Origin of the sequence: Natrialba sp. SSL1 (genome assembly GCF_001861355.1) — an archaeon.
Taxonomy (GTDB): domain Archaea; phylum Halobacteriota; class Halobacteria; order Halobacteriales; family Natrialbaceae; genus Natrialba.
Map to the genome: position 1 here is coordinate 1 of NZ_MASN01000043.1, position 14,378 is coordinate 14,378.

At 57.9% G+C, this 14,378-nt stretch carries 20 protein-coding genes and 1 pseudogene; 10 read left to right on the plus strand and 11 right to left on the minus strand.

Features of this window, described 5'->3' with window-relative positions:
* On the plus strand, positions 1–431 hold a 431-nt coding region (locus BBD46_RS16135), incomplete at its 5' end, for a type IV pilin (protein ID WP_084777784.1).
* 3 nt (positions 432–434) lie between these two features.
* Positions 435–905 carry a type IV pilin gene (locus tag BBD46_RS21750; RefSeq protein WP_084777785.1) on the plus strand — a complete coding sequence of 157 codons (471 nt, stop codon included), beginning with the start codon at positions 435–437 and terminating at the stop codon, positions 903–905.
* A gap of 293 nt (positions 906–1,198) precedes the next feature.
* Here BBD46_RS21750 and BBD46_RS21755 read toward each other — a convergent pair.
* The 4 genes and pseudogenes from BBD46_RS21755 to BBD46_RS16145 all read right to left on the minus strand — a co-directional run.
* Positions 1,199–1,294, minus strand: a pseudogene (locus BBD46_RS21755) (VapC toxin family PIN domain ribonuclease); the annotation flags it as partial.
* Positions 1,291–1,443, minus strand: a complete 153-nt coding sequence (locus BBD46_RS22735) for a hypothetical protein (protein WP_171908224.1) — start codon at positions 1,441–1,443, stop codon at positions 1,291–1,293. The gene BBD46_RS22735 and the pseudogene BBD46_RS21755, both read right to left, overlap by 4 nt.
* Before the next feature lie 91 nt (positions 1,444–1,534).
* The gene (locus BBD46_RS16140) at positions 1,535–1,882 is read right to left on the minus strand and encodes a hypothetical protein (RefSeq protein WP_084777786.1); all 348 of its coding nucleotides are present in this window, start codon (positions 1,880–1,882) and stop codon (positions 1,535–1,537) included.
* Between the two features lie 249 nt (positions 1,883–2,131).
* On the minus strand, positions 2,132–3,145 hold the full coding sequence (locus tag BBD46_RS16145) for a tyrosine-type recombinase/integrase (protein ID WP_071402724.1): 1,014 nt from the start codon (positions 3,143–3,145) through the stop codon (positions 2,132–2,134).
* 628 nt (positions 3,146–3,773) lie between these two features.
* Between BBD46_RS16145 and BBD46_RS21760 the strand changes: the two genes are divergently transcribed.
* Both BBD46_RS21760 and BBD46_RS16150 read left to right on the plus strand, forming a co-directional pair.
* Positions 3,774–4,040, plus strand: a complete 267-nt coding sequence (locus BBD46_RS21760) for a phage repressor protein (RefSeq protein WP_084777787.1) — start codon at positions 3,774–3,776, stop codon at positions 4,038–4,040.
* Positions 4,041–4,088: 48 nt separating this feature from the next.
* Complete coding sequence (locus BBD46_RS16150) at positions 4,089–4,622, plus strand: hypothetical protein (protein ID WP_139173646.1); 534 nt, start codon at positions 4,089–4,091, stop codon at positions 4,620–4,622.
* Positions 4,623–4,638: 16 nt separating this feature from the next.
* Here the strand turns inward: BBD46_RS16150 and BBD46_RS22740 are convergent, their stop codons facing one another.
* The gene (locus BBD46_RS22740) at positions 4,639–4,815 is read right to left on the minus strand and encodes a hypothetical protein (RefSeq protein WP_171908225.1); all 177 of its coding nucleotides are present in this window, start codon (positions 4,813–4,815) and stop codon (positions 4,639–4,641) included.
* Between the two features lie 93 nt (positions 4,816–4,908).
* Here BBD46_RS22740 and BBD46_RS16155 point away from each other — a divergent pair, with 93 nt between their 5' ends.
* The 6 genes from BBD46_RS16155 to BBD46_RS16180 all read left to right on the plus strand — a co-directional run bounded on the left by BBD46_RS16155 (position 4,909) and on the right by BBD46_RS16180 (position 10,420).
* A complete protein-coding gene (locus BBD46_RS16155) occupies positions 4,909–5,340 on the plus strand; it encodes a hypothetical protein (protein WP_071402726.1) in 432 nt (143 codons plus the stop codon).
* Positions 5,341–5,511: 171 nt separating this feature from the next.
* The gene (locus BBD46_RS16160; protein WP_071402727.1) at positions 5,512–7,308 is read left to right on the plus strand and encodes a hypothetical protein; all 1,797 of its coding nucleotides are present in this window, start codon (positions 5,512–5,514) and stop codon (positions 7,306–7,308) included.
* A gap of 59 nt (positions 7,309–7,367) precedes the next feature.
* On the plus strand, positions 7,368–7,865 hold the full coding sequence (locus BBD46_RS16165) for a hypothetical protein (protein WP_084777789.1): 498 nt from the start codon (positions 7,368–7,370) through the stop codon (positions 7,863–7,865).
* 365 nt (positions 7,866–8,230) lie between these two features.
* Positions 8,231–8,674 (plus strand): hypothetical protein, encoded by a 444-nt coding sequence (locus BBD46_RS16170; RefSeq protein ID WP_139173648.1) that lies wholly within the window; start codon positions 8,231–8,233, stop codon positions 8,672–8,674.
* On the plus strand, positions 8,671–9,834 hold the full coding sequence (locus tag BBD46_RS16175; protein WP_071402730.1) for an ATP-binding protein: 1,164 nt from the start codon (positions 8,671–8,673) through the stop codon (positions 9,832–9,834). The genes BBD46_RS16170 and BBD46_RS16175 overlap by 4 nt, the downstream gene beginning before the upstream one ends.
* Positions 9,835–10,072: 238 nt before the next feature.
* On the plus strand, positions 10,073–10,420 hold the full coding sequence (locus tag BBD46_RS16180; protein WP_343124137.1) for a hypothetical protein: 348 nt from the start codon (positions 10,073–10,075) through the stop codon (positions 10,418–10,420).
* Between the two features lie 169 nt (positions 10,421–10,589).
* On the opposite strand, the gene BBD46_RS22745 is transcribed toward BBD46_RS16180, so the two are convergent.
* The 6 genes from BBD46_RS22745 to BBD46_RS16200 form a co-directional block, all read right to left on the minus strand.
* The gene (locus tag BBD46_RS22745; RefSeq protein WP_171908226.1) at positions 10,590–10,763 is read right to left on the minus strand and encodes a hypothetical protein; all 174 of its coding nucleotides are present in this window, start codon (positions 10,761–10,763) and stop codon (positions 10,590–10,592) included.
* Between the two features lie 2 nt (positions 10,764–10,765).
* Positions 10,766–11,056: a DUF7692 domain-containing protein gene (locus BBD46_RS16185; RefSeq protein ID WP_071402732.1), complete on the minus strand. Its 291-nt coding sequence runs from the start codon at positions 11,054–11,056 to the stop codon at positions 10,766–10,768.
* A gap of 665 nt (positions 11,057–11,721) precedes the next feature.
* Positions 11,722–13,341, minus strand: a complete 1,620-nt coding sequence (locus BBD46_RS16190; RefSeq protein WP_071402733.1) for a DNA-binding protein — start codon at positions 13,339–13,341, stop codon at positions 11,722–11,724.
* Positions 13,338–13,634: a hypothetical protein gene (locus tag BBD46_RS16195; protein WP_071402734.1), complete on the minus strand. Its 297-nt coding sequence runs from the start codon at positions 13,632–13,634 to the stop codon at positions 13,338–13,340. The genes BBD46_RS16190 and BBD46_RS16195 overlap by 4 nt, the downstream gene beginning before the upstream one ends.
* On the minus strand, positions 13,631–13,804 hold the full coding sequence (locus BBD46_RS22750; RefSeq protein WP_171908227.1) for a hypothetical protein: 174 nt from the start codon (positions 13,802–13,804) through the stop codon (positions 13,631–13,633). The genes BBD46_RS16195 and BBD46_RS22750 overlap by 4 nt, the downstream gene beginning before the upstream one ends.
* Positions 13,801–14,322 (minus strand): hypothetical protein, encoded by a 522-nt coding sequence (locus BBD46_RS16200; RefSeq protein WP_071402735.1) that lies wholly within the window; start codon positions 14,320–14,322, stop codon positions 13,801–13,803. The genes BBD46_RS22750 and BBD46_RS16200 overlap by 4 nt, the downstream gene beginning before the upstream one ends.
* Between the last annotated feature and the right edge of the window lie 56 nt (positions 14,323–14,378).

Below are 14,378 nucleotides of genomic sequence, written 5' to 3' on the forward strand. Positions count from 1 at the left end.
AATACAGAGCCAAACTACTAGGCAACGAAGAAGAGCGTGCAGTATCGCCCGTTATTGGCGTCATCCTAATGGTTGCAATTACAGTCATTCTTGCGGCTGTGATCGCTGCGTTCGTTCTGGACCTTGGTGACAGCGTTGGTCAGGAAGCCCAGGCGGGTGTGACAATTGAAGTAGATGAAGAAAATAACGAAGTGCAAATAGAGGTAATGTCTCTAGGGAATGCAGATCATGTCGACCTCAAATCCAGTGACTTCGGGAGTGACACGTCTGAAGGCGACTCAGACATTAGCGGGATGACTGTTGGAGACACTGTTACCCTATCCGAAAGTAGCCCGGATGACCTGAATTCGGCAGGGACGATCTCCGCCGTTGCTGTGATTGACGCGGATGGTACAGAGACACAGGTTAGCAGCGAGGACTGGGACTTCTAAACAATGGTGTTTACCAAGAAACTAGTCGGCAACAAGGACGAGCGTGCTGTTTCTCCTGTTATAGGAGTTATTCTAATGGTTGCAATTACTGTCATTCTTGCAGCAGTTATTGCAGCATTCGTCTTAGATCTCGGTGGTAGTGTGGGCCAAGAAGCACAAGCAGGCGTAACGATTGATGTTGACGAAAGTGATCAACATATTCAGGTCGAAGTGACATCGCTCGGCAATGCAGATCATGTTGATATCCAGGGTCTGGAATCAGGTGAAATCAATAGTAGTGAAAGTGAATTGACTGGTCTCAGTGTGGGTGATACAGTCCGAATTGGTGATGAGGATGATGGTGCTGATGTTCATCTTGAAGCAGCAGAAACTGACAATGCTATCGATGGAACGGTAACTGCAGTTGCTGAGCTTGAGGAAGACGCTACTCGAACACAAGTTGGCAGCGAAGATTTCGACTTTAACTATTCCTAATTAAGATCGTTGAATCCGCGGTCCTCGCCGACCGCGTTTCGGATGCAAATCGTCGGCGTCCGTCCGCGACCACTCGAGGGCATCCCGCCGACGACTAGCACTTCCACACGTAACATAACTCCAGGACAAGATGGTCCGTTCGTGCGATCTCCCGCTGCTCCGGTGGCACGGTGGTGGCGATTACCGCGGGACCCAGCAGGCGAAAATCGCGATTGACTCTCTTTTCTAACCGGTGCCGTCAACTCTTAGATGAGTTCGTGCGGTTGTTTTGCACCGTGCTCTCGGAGTTCGCCATCGAACTCGTTGAGTGCACGGACGGCAGTATCGGACCGTTCGGTGTCCTTTGTGACAGCTGCCACAATGACGTTTGTATCCAGAAAGAGCTTCATAGCCGCTCACGAACGTCACGGACTTCTTCGACAGCGTCCACTTCGACATCAACGGCCAACTCGTTGAGGGCGTCTCCCAGCGGAACCTCTTCGTTGTCCTCCGGATTACCGGCCATGAACTCGGCGAAGTCGTCAGTAGTGAGGCTCATACCCCCTGATTACACCGCTGGTTGCAAAAGGCTGCTGGTGATCCAAACAAAGCGCGTATTGGCCTTCCAAACACCGGTAACAAACTGCGGCCTATTCAGTGTCAACGACGATCTCGGTGTCAACCTCGAAGCTCACTGCTCTCGTCGATAGCGTCTCGGCGATCTCCCGTCGCTGCTCGAGGAGACCCGAGAGGACCGCCACCGCGTTCCACCACGTCGCGGACCCACAGCGGTGGCAGACGTGCTTGAGCGACGTGAGGTCTTCTGCCTCGAGTTCGGCCGGGACCTTACTCGGATCTTTACTCACTTCAGCGAGCGGGGCGCGCTTGACTCGCGTCCGCCCACACCCACAGCCCACGCAGATCGCGTCGACGGGAATCCCGCGCTGGCAATCACTCCGTTCTGAGGGGTGGTTTGTACGGAGAAGTAGATACTGCATAATTTTGCGCCAGTCACTCTACCGGCGACTATCGGAACAATTCGAGACGTTACAGAATCGCAGTGGACTCGTCGAGATTTGAACCCGAAGGAAGACGGTCGTTCGCTTCGCTCACGCTGCGACTTCCAGGGCTTCACATCCGCCATCGACGACGATTTGCGGCGCTCACGAATTTGTTCGCGCCGCAGAATAGTGGACTCGTCGGGATGGTGAAACCCCGTCGATCATGGTGGTTTTGCAAATCATGGGTTACTCTGGAATGTCCTGACGGCGGACCGCCATCTTCTCGCGTTCAGTTCTCGCGTCGTAGTGTTCGTACAGCACCTCGAGGGAGACGTCCATTCGCTCGCTGACCGTCTCGGGTGCCGTCTCCTCGTTCAGGTGGTTCGTGATCGCGCCGCGTCGGACCGCGTGGGGCGATCGGGCGGACGGGCATTTCGATGGGACCGAGCTACGGCTTCGGGCTTCGCATTCCGCGGGCGTCCGGTCGTGTGGGCACTCCGCGTACGTGCACGGGTGCAGCGCTCGAATGACCCACTTGTAGATCGAATGCCCGCTAGGACGGGTGTCCTGTCGCGTGGTGAACAGCGGCCGGCGACCGTGCTCGTCGACGACGTTGTTTCGGTCGGGGTTGTCGACGTAGTCGGCGAGAATACGGAACCAGCGCGGCCCAAGGTAGACCCAGCGGCTCCCGTCGTCACCGTTCTTCAGCGGCGTTTCTGTCTCGGGCCGATGTTCGACTCGGATCGCCTGGTCATCCTCGTCGAGATCGTCGACATCGAGTGCACGCACCGCACCCCGTCGCATCCCGGTCCGCCAGATCAATGCGATAAGCGCGTGGTCTCGGCTGGCGTAGTGGTGCCGGTCGAAATACCGAAGCGCCTGCTTCGCGCGGTCGGCCTCGAGGAAGACCTCGCGGGACTCGGCTCCGTCCGGCAGTTCGGGTGCGTGCAGTTTCTCTGCCAGTCCCTTCTCGACGGCTTCGATGTCGGCCCACCAACGCAGGGCCATTCGCACGCTGCTCAACTGCTTCTGGAGCGTGATCGCAGCGACATCTCCCTGCCGCCAGGAGACGAACAGCGACAGGTCGCGACCGGAGAGGTCGTTCAGGTTGTCGATCTCTTTCTCCTCGCACCAGTCGAGAAACACAGACAGTCGGTGCCTGGCGTTTTGCATCGACGATTCGCGGATGCTCGGCTCTCGATGCTCGAGAAACATCTCGACGCCCTCGGACGGGGCCAGTGGTTCCAGCCCACCACTCATCGGTTCACCCCGGCCGTGCGGCTGTGCTCAGAAAATGCGATACGCTTACCGTGATTGCGCGTTTGGTTTGTCATGGTCTCATTCTTGTGGGACCGCGGACTCACCGTGCGCGCCGTTAGTTGGTTCCTGGGGGCGCGCACGGTCGCTGTCCGTCGGTAGATCTGATCGAAAGGACCGCTGATACTTAGCCGTTGCAGGGCCGTTTCCGATTCTTCCGATAAATCCGGATCTCGTGAAATTCGGGACTTCTGAAGCCTCCCGCGCGCGTTTATCGATTTCCGATACTTTCCGATTCTGTTTCCGATAGTGGTTCGGACCCGGATTGACCAGACCGTGGACTGTGGGCCGAGATTCAAGTACTGCGGTCGATCGGGGCCTTTTTGCTCCCGCGTGTAGCCAGTAAACATGGTTCTTGTCACCAGAGAACCGCTCAGAACCCGTGCCCCTACACGGGTTTCCTTTCCTACAATCCTCGATGGCTCGAGTTCCGAGTGATCTCTGTCACCGTCAACAAGTAACGACTCTGTATTAAATCTTGATACTGTATAGTATCACTTGTAGTGCCCAAGAGTATTATAACGGGACATGACACGTGTAGTTATGATAAGAAAGCGAGACGGTCGAGTCAATGCGTCCGCTGGTGTCGTGGATGACTAAGTCAGATCCTGCTATCCTCGAATTTTTCGAGGAAACAGGGATAGCAATGCCACCAGCGGTGGTATCATTCAATATCAAAGGAGTCTCACATCCAACGGTCAAACGTCGGCTTCCGATTCTGGTTGATCATGGACTTCTCGAGAAGGTAGATGAAGACCGAGGGTACTACCAGATCACCGACCGCGGGCGCGCGTATCTGAGCGGTGAACTCGAGGCCGACGCCCTCGAAAATCAATGACGGTCAAATTACGGTAGTTTGATATCTCCAACGGGTCTTGCTGTGGCTATGCCAACAAGGAGAAATAGTCTTACTTTGGTAACAACCAGTATTATCTCAATCACTGCAGGATGCGCAGATTTATTAAGTGATGATGCAGAACGCGAGGATATATACGAGGAAACACTTGATACCTACAGAACCGGACAAACTGATTTTGAGAACGCGATGGAGAAATTTGAACGTGGAGAAGACCTGTTCCAAGACGAGGAATACCTCGAATCAGAACGATATTTCCGCGATGCAGAACAGGGATTTGACGCTGCTGCGGATACATTTTCAGAGGTTCGGTCACAGATCAGAGAGTTAGAAGAAATGAATTCCGCTGTCGGTCAATCAGAAGAGCTGATTAATGAGGCGTGGGATACTGCAATATCGTTTTCGACGTACTCAGAGTTTCACAAAGAGGATTCAATTGAGGCACAAGACGATTCGGGAATGGGAGAGGTTCAATTTGAAGCTACTCAACAAACAATGGAAGATGAGGATTATTCACGTAGTGTTCCAGATAACATAGAACTGACGAGCGAATTCGTTGAGTGAATTTTGGATTGGTAAGCTACATATCCAGCAACTTTAGCGTCCATGTTCCCTCACCTTCGTAGCTGACATGGGCGTGATGTTCTCCCGCGAGAGATCCGTCTTCGTCGAGGAGATCCTCGAGTTGAAGATCATCCTTGGGGAGCGTTACACCGGTTGATCCGCCGCCTACTTCCTGCAGTTTTCGAATCGCCATATTCCGCGGGCAACCCATTACCTATTATAGTTAAGGACTATCCAAATAGCTGAGGTATTAGACAGGCCGGATTGACGCTCGATCGTTGCAACAATGGCAACTCAAGACTTTACGTTCGGGAATTTCAACCCCGGCAAAAACGAAGTGGAATTGGTCGACGTGTTCGCTATCGTCCTTGTAGGATACTTCTCGCCGATGATTTTCGGGGTTATGTCGTTCTCCATTGACGTGTTCGGTGGCTACGACATGACGGCCCCAATCTGGACCGTCGGTGGGGCGGACATCTCGGCGGCGCTCATCATCGTGACGTTCAGTTCGTTCTGGATCATCGGGACGAACTTGCTCAACAGTGACACCGATCACTCACAGGAGGAGATGGCGATCTTCGCCACTGCGCTGCTGTCGCCTATCCTGTTCGTGATGATGCCACCGTTCGAGGCGCTGGTGCTCTGGCACGAGCTTGTTCAGGTGATGTTCAGCGTCTACGTGATCGCGGCGACCGTCCTAATCAGCTACCTCGGCTAATCGGGTGAGTTCAATGAGATTCAAATTTTCAGGTGCTAACGGTTCTGAGTCGCACAGATTCGCAACTGACGAGCGGGGCATTCACGGGTTCATGCGCGCGGTGGGTGTCGCCTTCCCGTTCGCTGTGTTGTTCCTGTCGCTGGTGTTCATCGGCCTCGGGGGTGGGTTCTGATGTCGGCCCAAAGCCCACGGCCCACCGACGATGACGACGGATCGACTCGGCGGGAGTTCATGGAGCGCGGCGCCACGACGGCGGGCGGACTGGCGCTGCTCGCTGCGGGCGGGTCGCAGATCGCGCCGCAATACAGCCCGGTCGGTCGGGCCGAGGCGATCCCGCCGGCGGTGGCTGCTGGCGCGGGGATTGCTTACGGTGCAACAGGAGTAGGGTGGGCGCTGCGCGAGTACGAGGTGATCGGCAGCGACGACCCGCCGGAGGGCCTGACGCCTGAGGTGCTCGAAAATCGGGTATACGAGACATCAAGGACGCGGCAGAGTACGAACGGATCGACGTTCGTAGACAACAAAAACATACTTGAAGGGATCGAGCACGCGGCGTATGGTGACGGTAAGATCGAGGCGATAGAGGCGCTCAATGAGCAGGATTCTGAGAGTGACGTTGCGGACGCCGGACTCGAAGGGGTGAACGAGTACGCGGCGACGGTGAAAAAGAACCTACTGAAGGGCTGGAACGAGTCGGCAGAGGAGTTACAGACACTCTACAACGCCGTAGAGGATCACGACGATCTGGACGTGGTCGATATTTTCTCGATGCATCGGTCCGACACTAATGACATAGAGGACGCATACCCCGATGATCCGGATTACAGCCTCGATGCGGAGGAGATGAGGCTATTTGAGGAGGAACACGAGTTGCCGGACGGGTCGACCATCGACCTAAATGGTATCGAGGATGTTAGTGGCGGAAGCAGTGAAATGAACCTGACGCCGATCGAGCAGGGGCTTGATGAGGACGTTGATATGTGGGTTAGCATCAATACCGATGCCGGTGATGTTCACTACTTCCGGTTTTACGACTGGAACGAGATATGGGAGGAGATGGAGGACGTGTTCGACTCGGTTCGGGACGGGATCATCACGTGGGTCGAGGGCGTGTACGGAGACGTTCAGAGCGGCGACCTGGACACCGAGGAGCTGCTGACGCCGCGCGAGCTGTCGGAGATGACTTCTGACGATGAAGATTTTAATCAGGCGGTTGCTGACCTGATGGCTCTAAACGTCGCGGTCGATCTCGAACGCGAGGCAGAGGTGTATTTGCCGGACGTGGGCGCGACGGTATACGGGTCGATTGCCACGACGGAAGACGGGACGCTCGAAACGGGAACGTACGGCCCGGAGGATGAGGACGCGACTTACTACCTGACGTACGATATTTCGCAAGGTGAAGGCGAATGGTCGGCGTACGACGACGGCGTAGACGGCGGGACGGTGACGTTCTCGGAGGAGCCGTTCGAGGAGACGGTGTACTACATCGACACTGTGGCGGGCGAGACGGCAGAGGTGGAGCACGACGACTTCACCGAGGACGAGGACGCAGGAGAGTGGACGGTTGACATCAGCGACCAGCTTGATGACTCGATAACCGAGATTGATAAGGTGGAGTTCTACAGCGAGGTGGAGGGGACGCAGTACGAGACGATCCAGCTCCGGCAGGAGTTCGAGATCGTCACCTTCCGGGACTCCGACGGCGAGGAACACGACGAGGCGAGTTTTACCCGCTCGGAGCCTCACGACGACGAGAACTATATTTCCGAGGACGAGTGGAAGGAGATGCAGGAGCGGCACGAGGAGATGATCGAGGACTACGAGGACGCACAGGATAGCGGCCCGATCCTCGACCCTGGCGACTGGTTCGACGGCGTCGGAAGCAACGGAGCAATCGGAATCGTCGTGGTTGGCCTCACTCTCGGCCTCGGCGCGATCGCGGCACTGAACCCGTTCAACAACTAACCATGAATCGAATTTCTGTATTTTTCGTACTGGTAGTGTTGAGCGTAGGCTGTGGGCTTATGGGCGGCGTAGCCGCTGCCGATGATACGACGAACTCGACAGCAAACGAGACGAGCGACCAGCTGGAGGAGAGCGGCCCGATTGCTCAATTCAGCAGCGGGGCCGTGATTGAAGACTACGAGTTCCGGGATGGGTACGTCTGGATCGACGTCCAGGCCGACCGGCGCACGTCAGTCGAGATCGCCGACTCGCTCGCGGGGATCGACCAGGAGGGAGCCACCGAGATACCCGTCGAGACTGACACCGTGCGGCCCGGCGGTGGGACGGTCAACGCTCCCGTGACAGAGTACAACGGCGGAAACTCGGTCACAGTGACGATAGACGGTCAGTCTGTCAGGCTCTCAACCGAGATGGACGAGCACCAAGGAGAAAACCCGTTCAACTACTTCGGCGGTACGAACGGCCTGTTTAGCGGCATCGGGATTACAGTGAGTCTCGCACTCGGAGCGGCTGGATTCGTTCTGTGGCGCGAAGACAACGGGGTGACGAAAGCATGAGATTCGACAGACTCAGGGACCGACTCACGTACTTGCTGGCAGAGGCACAGATTGTAGTTCTCGGCGTTCTAATGTCGGTAACGCTGATAATCGGGTTTGTGCTGGTTGTGTTCCGTCCGTCTCTGCCGGGAGTGCCACCCGTCGCAATCGGGATTATGGCGTCTCTGCTGCTGTTCGGGCCGGCACTGTTCGGCTTTTTCGTGTGGTTCGTGCGCTGGCTACGACGGCGGTTTAGAGTGCCAGTCCACCACGTAAACGGCTATCTCGATGTGGTCGAGAAGTATTACGTCGACCCCGAGGTTTGGGAAAACAAGAACGTGAACGGGCCGAATCCGTACCCCGTGAACGGTGGTTCTGCGTGGTGTGTGCAGGAATTTGAGTGGCAGGAGGATATTGACGAACTGACGGTCAAAGGCGTCTGGCTGGAGGAGACGCAGGACACCAAGCTAATGACCTCGAAATCACACATGGAGTCGATTTACGGCAAGCTGACGGAATCCCACATCGCGCTGAATATTCTCCGCGACTCGGTGAGCGAGTTCGGCGCGGACATTCAGCGACACCTCGTGAACGCAATGTCTGAAGCGCGCGAGCGTGGAAAGATGATGGACCAGACGGCGGTAAAAGACGTGTTCGAGAGCTTCGAGGAAGACGCCAAGGGCCACACTGACGAGGATCTGCCGACGCTCGAACCCGACGATCTCCCCGGCGACCAGGAGGGCGGCGACGGCGACGGGCAACCGACGGCCGAGGACGTGATGAACGAGTTCACTGAACAAGCAGCGGCGACGGACGGAGGACAAGAATGACGGACGACAACGAGGTGTACACGGCGGCACAGCATCGGGAGCATCAAGAGGGCCACGGCGTGCGCGAACCGCACGAGCACCGGCACACGGGCATCACGCGGGACGCTATGGTGAGTCGGTTCCTGTCGATCACGTCCGAACACTACGACGTGCGCGAGACGAGCAAGCCCGACAAGATGCCGGGAGAGTACGACGGACTAGGAGAGGTGCAAGAGATCATGTCCATCGAAGGGACAGAGACGGCGCGCAAAGCGCTCGAAAGCGGTGATATGGCGACTCTCAAGCACCTAACCGGCGACCAACAGCAACGCGCGGACATATCGGGGATGAAAGCAATCCAGAAGGTAGACGAGATTATCAAAGACCCTGCGCCTGTTATCGTTATTATCGGCGATATGGGGACTGGTAAGACGGATCTGGCGTGTTTAATCGCCCAACGTGCAAAACACCTGCTCGGAATAGAAAAGGTCGCGTCGAACGTCCCAACGCTGCGAGAGACAGACGAGTGGGTGGACGACGACGGCGACGAGCGGGACGGGTTCGTTCCCAGCTTCGACTCACTTGACGAGTGGGTGAAGCAAGACGGCGATCCCCTCGACCACGATCAGCAACCAAAGCTCTACATCGGCGACGAGTTCTCAAGCGTCGGCGACGGCGGCGGCAAGGCGGGCTACCTAATGCGGAAGAAAATGGGTCCACTGGTGTTCAAAATCCGCAAGTACAACGGACTGCTCGTCTACATCGCCCATGACGAGAGTTCGATTCACCCGCTGCTCTGGCGCGTCGGCTACATCATCAAGAAGTCGAGCACGAAACAGGCGACCGTAGCGGACCGCATCAAGAGCGGCGAAATCAAGGACAAGATGTTCGACATCGACGGCATCCCGCAGACGGATTGGCGTTACGATACCAAGGACCCCGCAGTATGGAGTTGGGGCAGCGCAGACGACGACAACGCCGGTCTTGACCCCGATACGGTGGAAGCGGTGGACATGTACACAATCGTCCGAAACCGGGAGTGTGCGGACCCCGTTGCATACCGTGATTTGGCCGAATTCACGCAGTGGGACGCCTCTACGTGCAGCCGGCGGTACAACGCCTATGCGGAGGAAGGCAAGTACGCCGAAATGGTGCAACAGGTCGCTGAAATAATCGCATGACGGCGTCGACCTGTTGCGGTGTTGCAGTTGCACCACCCCCCTCCTACTGTATAGAGTGCAGCCCAAAGCCCACGGCCCATCGCTCGCTCCCTGACGGGAGCGGCGCGAGCCATGGGCGCTCGTCGAGACACGTCGGCGAGGTGATATATAAGACGCGTGCGAGGCGCGTAAGCGTGAACGGGTTGACATAATGCCGAGTCACCGAGCCAACGCACACGGGACAGCGTGTGAATACCATTTGGCCGATGAGTACCGCGTCGATCTAGTCGGCGACGACGGAAAGCGTCTGGATACCTCGTGGTACGACGGCCTTCGAGACGGTGAGCCGTGGGAGTTCAAGGCGACGAAATACCGGCATTCAGACGGTCAGCCGGGCAATTTCAAGGTCTACAAGAAGTACCATCACAAGCTAATGCAACAGGGCGGAATGTACGGATTCGCCGTCTACAGAGTCCGAGGAACCGGAACACAGATTCTCAAAACGAAAGCGATGCCTGCCTCTCGTCTGCCGGCGCTGCGCTGGCACGGCGGGGGTTCTCACCGCAATTCAAAACAGGCGAAGATCGCTATCTCAGACGTTTTCTAACGGCTTTCCGAGGTGCCCCCGGAAACGGACATCCGTTCGTTCCACGCTTCGACGTGATGTTTTCGGCAGAGACGTTCGCCGTCGGGACCGTTCATCAGTTTGACGCGGGCGAGCCGCGCACGGATCGGCTTTTCTTCCCGGCACCGTTCGCAGTGTCCTACGAGCGGCATTAGCCCGTGTTCCCTCCGGTTTCGGAACTGTCGACCGATACGCAGCCGTCGTCGTCGATGCACTCGCCGCAGTACGACTCGTCGCTGTCGACGGGTGTCCACAGCAGCGGGAAGCGGTCGCCGCAGCCGGCGCACTCGAGGCCGTGCTCCTCAAGGAGATCGTCAACAGTCATCGTCACATCTCACCTTTCGTCGTCACCGAGACCTCGGTCTCCACATCGAAGCTGACGGCTCGAGTCGAAAGCGTCTCGGCGATCTCCCGGTGCTGCTCGCGGGTGAGGTCGTCGCGCTCGAGGACTCGCCTGGCTGCAGAGACGAGTTGGTCGACATCTTCGCAGGCGAATGCGACTGCGTTGCTCCGGTTGCAGTCGTAGAACCGGGCAGCTTTCTGGATAGATGCGAATCGCCATTCGTTCCCGTCGTCAGTCCGGATACGAACCGATCCGGGCGTCTCGTTGTGAGACATAGCCGTGAACACAACCCGCTATTCCTAGTTTTTTCGGATCACTCGAACGGGCTCAGTTTATAAAGAAGGGGTCGGCCCCCGACGTGATCGGCATGCCGGCCGGCCCGATCTCAACGGCGATGGGCTCAATATGAACACGGTGTGCTACTCGTTCGTGTTCATATTGCGGAAATTGATTCTGTCGATGTGCAACCCCCAGGAGAGGTGGTAGAGTGGTATCACGAAGAGGTCTCGTTGTCAATCAGGACAAACCGAGAGATTCGACCCACTCGGCAGGTCCCCCAACGAAGACTACAATGAGCAATAGACCGATAAATAGCGCTGCCGCCACCACGCCGATCAATAGTCGGAACATGACTCTGAGATAGTTGTGACGAGTGAAAGTTCTACGGTCTGTCAACCCCTGTTTCATGTGCTTCAACTGGAGATCTGCGGAGGCGGGGGCGGGGTGGTGTAATTTTTTGGCTCTGTCCCCTTGGGGACACTCGCCAAGGGGGTTTTCGCGCGAAGCGCGAAACGACCCCGCAGGCGTTGCGGTGTGATCGGGCCGGCGACCCCGGCCTCGAGCCGAGGACTACAACCAAAACTGGACAGTCACCGATAGAATACAATCTGAGTTGCTGAAAAGAAGTACCAGACGAGTGTTGCCACTCACGAGGGCCGTTCTACCAGCTGGCGATCGAACCCACGCGGTGGCTGTCTCGTCCGCCGCCAGGTGTCCGCCAGACCATCGACACCTTACTGAACTGCACTACGTCGTTCCCTGAGTGCCGCCAGGCGTCGACCGCTTCCTGTGCGACCTCATGGGCGTTCTCGAAGCTATCGCGCTTCAGCAGCGAGAGAATCGCATCGATACGGAGCTTCTTCGGATTCCCAGCCTCGTCGTATTCTATCTCGGCACCGTTCTCCGCAAGCCACTGCTGGAACGGCGACGACTCGGCGACGTGATCGGCGAGGCCCATCACATGCTGAATCCGGTCGGCGAAACTCTCGATCGCGTACTCCGCTGACTCGACGAGCGCGCGTAACTCCTCGCGGTACTTCCGGACTCGGAACGATACCTCGCCCTGGTCCAGCTCGAGAATATCATCCAGATCCTGGATCGCCCGGTAGATCGTCGCGGGGTGCTTACCGAGCTGGTCGGCGAGTTCGTCGACGGTCGACCCGCCGTCGGTCGCGACCTCTTCGGTCACCTCCCGCGGCGTCTCGCCCAGATCCTGCAGCGTGGTCATGAGCAGGTGCTCGCTCTTCGCCTCGAGGCGCGGCGTCGGATCGTCGTAGAGTTCGACCAGGTCGTCTCGAGCAACCGCGTCGAAGTGATCGTCTTCGACGTAGACACCGTTTCCGTCCGGCCCGAGCGGGATGTCTTCCCAGTGGAGCGCGTTCAGTAGTGTCTCTTCGATCTGCTCGGTGACCGCGTGCCGATCGGCCCATGCCCATGCCTCACCGTCGTTCATCTTCTTGTTCACCAGAACCTCGACCTTCGGGTGATACGACGGGTGATCTTTCGAGACTGCGTCCGGATCGGCCAGCTGGTAGATCTCGAACTTGCGGCCGTAGGTGTGGTCCGGGAAGAGTTCCTTCGCTGACGCTGGATTCAGTATCAGCCGATTCTGGTGATTGACCACTTCCTCATTGTCGATGTGGAGCTCGGCTTTGACTCCCTCCAGGTCGGAGAGGTGGAGCGCAATCTTCTGCAGGACACCCGCCGAGGAGAGCTTTGCAGCCCATTCGCGGCGAATGCGCACGTACCGCTCGTACGCCCACATGCGACTCGCTTCGTGCGGCGGTGCTCGGAAATACTCCGAGTGAATCCGTTCGTTGGCCTTCTCGAAGATCGCCGCGAAGAACTCCGGTAGTAGTTCAAGCCCGCGCTCTGGTTCGATGTTGCTCGTGTGGTACTCGACGTCCACACCGTCGACCTCGCCGACCTGATTCTCCCAGGGAAGATTCACCGGTTCACCGGTTTCCCAGTGGCGCATGTCCGGGAACCGCGGAGAGATGTTGTACGATGCCTTGCTCTCACCCCGCCCTCGGCCCACGATATCCCACTCGTAGAGCCGTTCGGCGTTGATCCCGTCCGAGAGCCGCGGCGCAAATCCGGACTTGCTGTAGCTCACTTTGACGTGCCACGGTTCGCCGTCGATCTCTGTATCCAGTTCGAGGTAGCCTTCGAACGGCGAGCCGAGCATCACCGACGAAAGGGCATCGTACGGACCGCGACCCCAGTCGGGCCACTTCCAGCGGCCTTCGCACTCGTGCGGCGTCGTCTCGACCTGGCTCACGCCTCCCCACCCCGTTCCGACTCGAGCAATCCAGTCAGCACCGCTACCGGATTCCACCACGTCGCACTACCGCACGGGTGACAGACGTGTTTAAACGACGTGAGTTCCACCGCCTCGAGCGTCGTGGGATTGGTCTGCGGACTCTGCCCGATCTCCTCGAGATCTGCACGCTTAACTCGGGTCCGCCCACAGCCCACGCAGATCGCGTCGACGGGAATCCCAACCTGACCGGTTGCTGGACTCTCGAGTTCAGCGACGAGATCTCGCTCGCCGTGCTCCAGGTCGGAACTCACAGCTGACCACCGTCCTCGAAACAGCCGTGACAGTGACCGTCAGCAATCGTGTAGAGGCGCTGCTGGCAGAGCCGACAGTCGCGAATCCGGTCAGCCCGTGCCCAGTTACCCAGAGCGTCCTGAATCTCGGCGCGACCATCCCTGACCGCCAGATCGGTGGCGGAACTCATCGTCGATCACCGACTCTCGTCGACGGATCGACACCCGCCGGATCGATGACGTGCGACCACGCGAGTTTCGCGACCTCGGATTCCGAGCGTGAGCCGCCGACCTCGTACCACCGGCCGACCAGTAGCTCGTCGACGATCGTCGCGGGCACGATCGCGCGGGCGACCTGGGGAAGCCCCGGCCGTGGAATGTAGACGACGAGCAGGTACATCCCAGCGGCCTCGAGTAGTTGCTCGTGCGCGTCGCGTTTGACGTAGAACCGCCCGCGAGTCGTGCGGTCACCGTTGCTCGTCTCTATTTGGCAGCCTTTGATCTCGACCGGCGTCTCCGGTTCGACCAACACCACGCCGTAGAACGGCAGCGAATGGGCCGGCTCGAGGAGCGTCGTCGTTCGTGCATCGTGCCAGGTTGCGGCCCGATCACCGACGTACTCCAGGGAGTCGATCGTCTGCACCAGCTCAGCCTCGAGCGCGTCGCCGCTGGCCTTCGAACTCTCGAGGGCCGATGCTCGGGAACTCACAGCGGACCCTCCCGCGCGTCGCGAACGTCGCGCGTGCAATCCGAACAAAGTTGGCG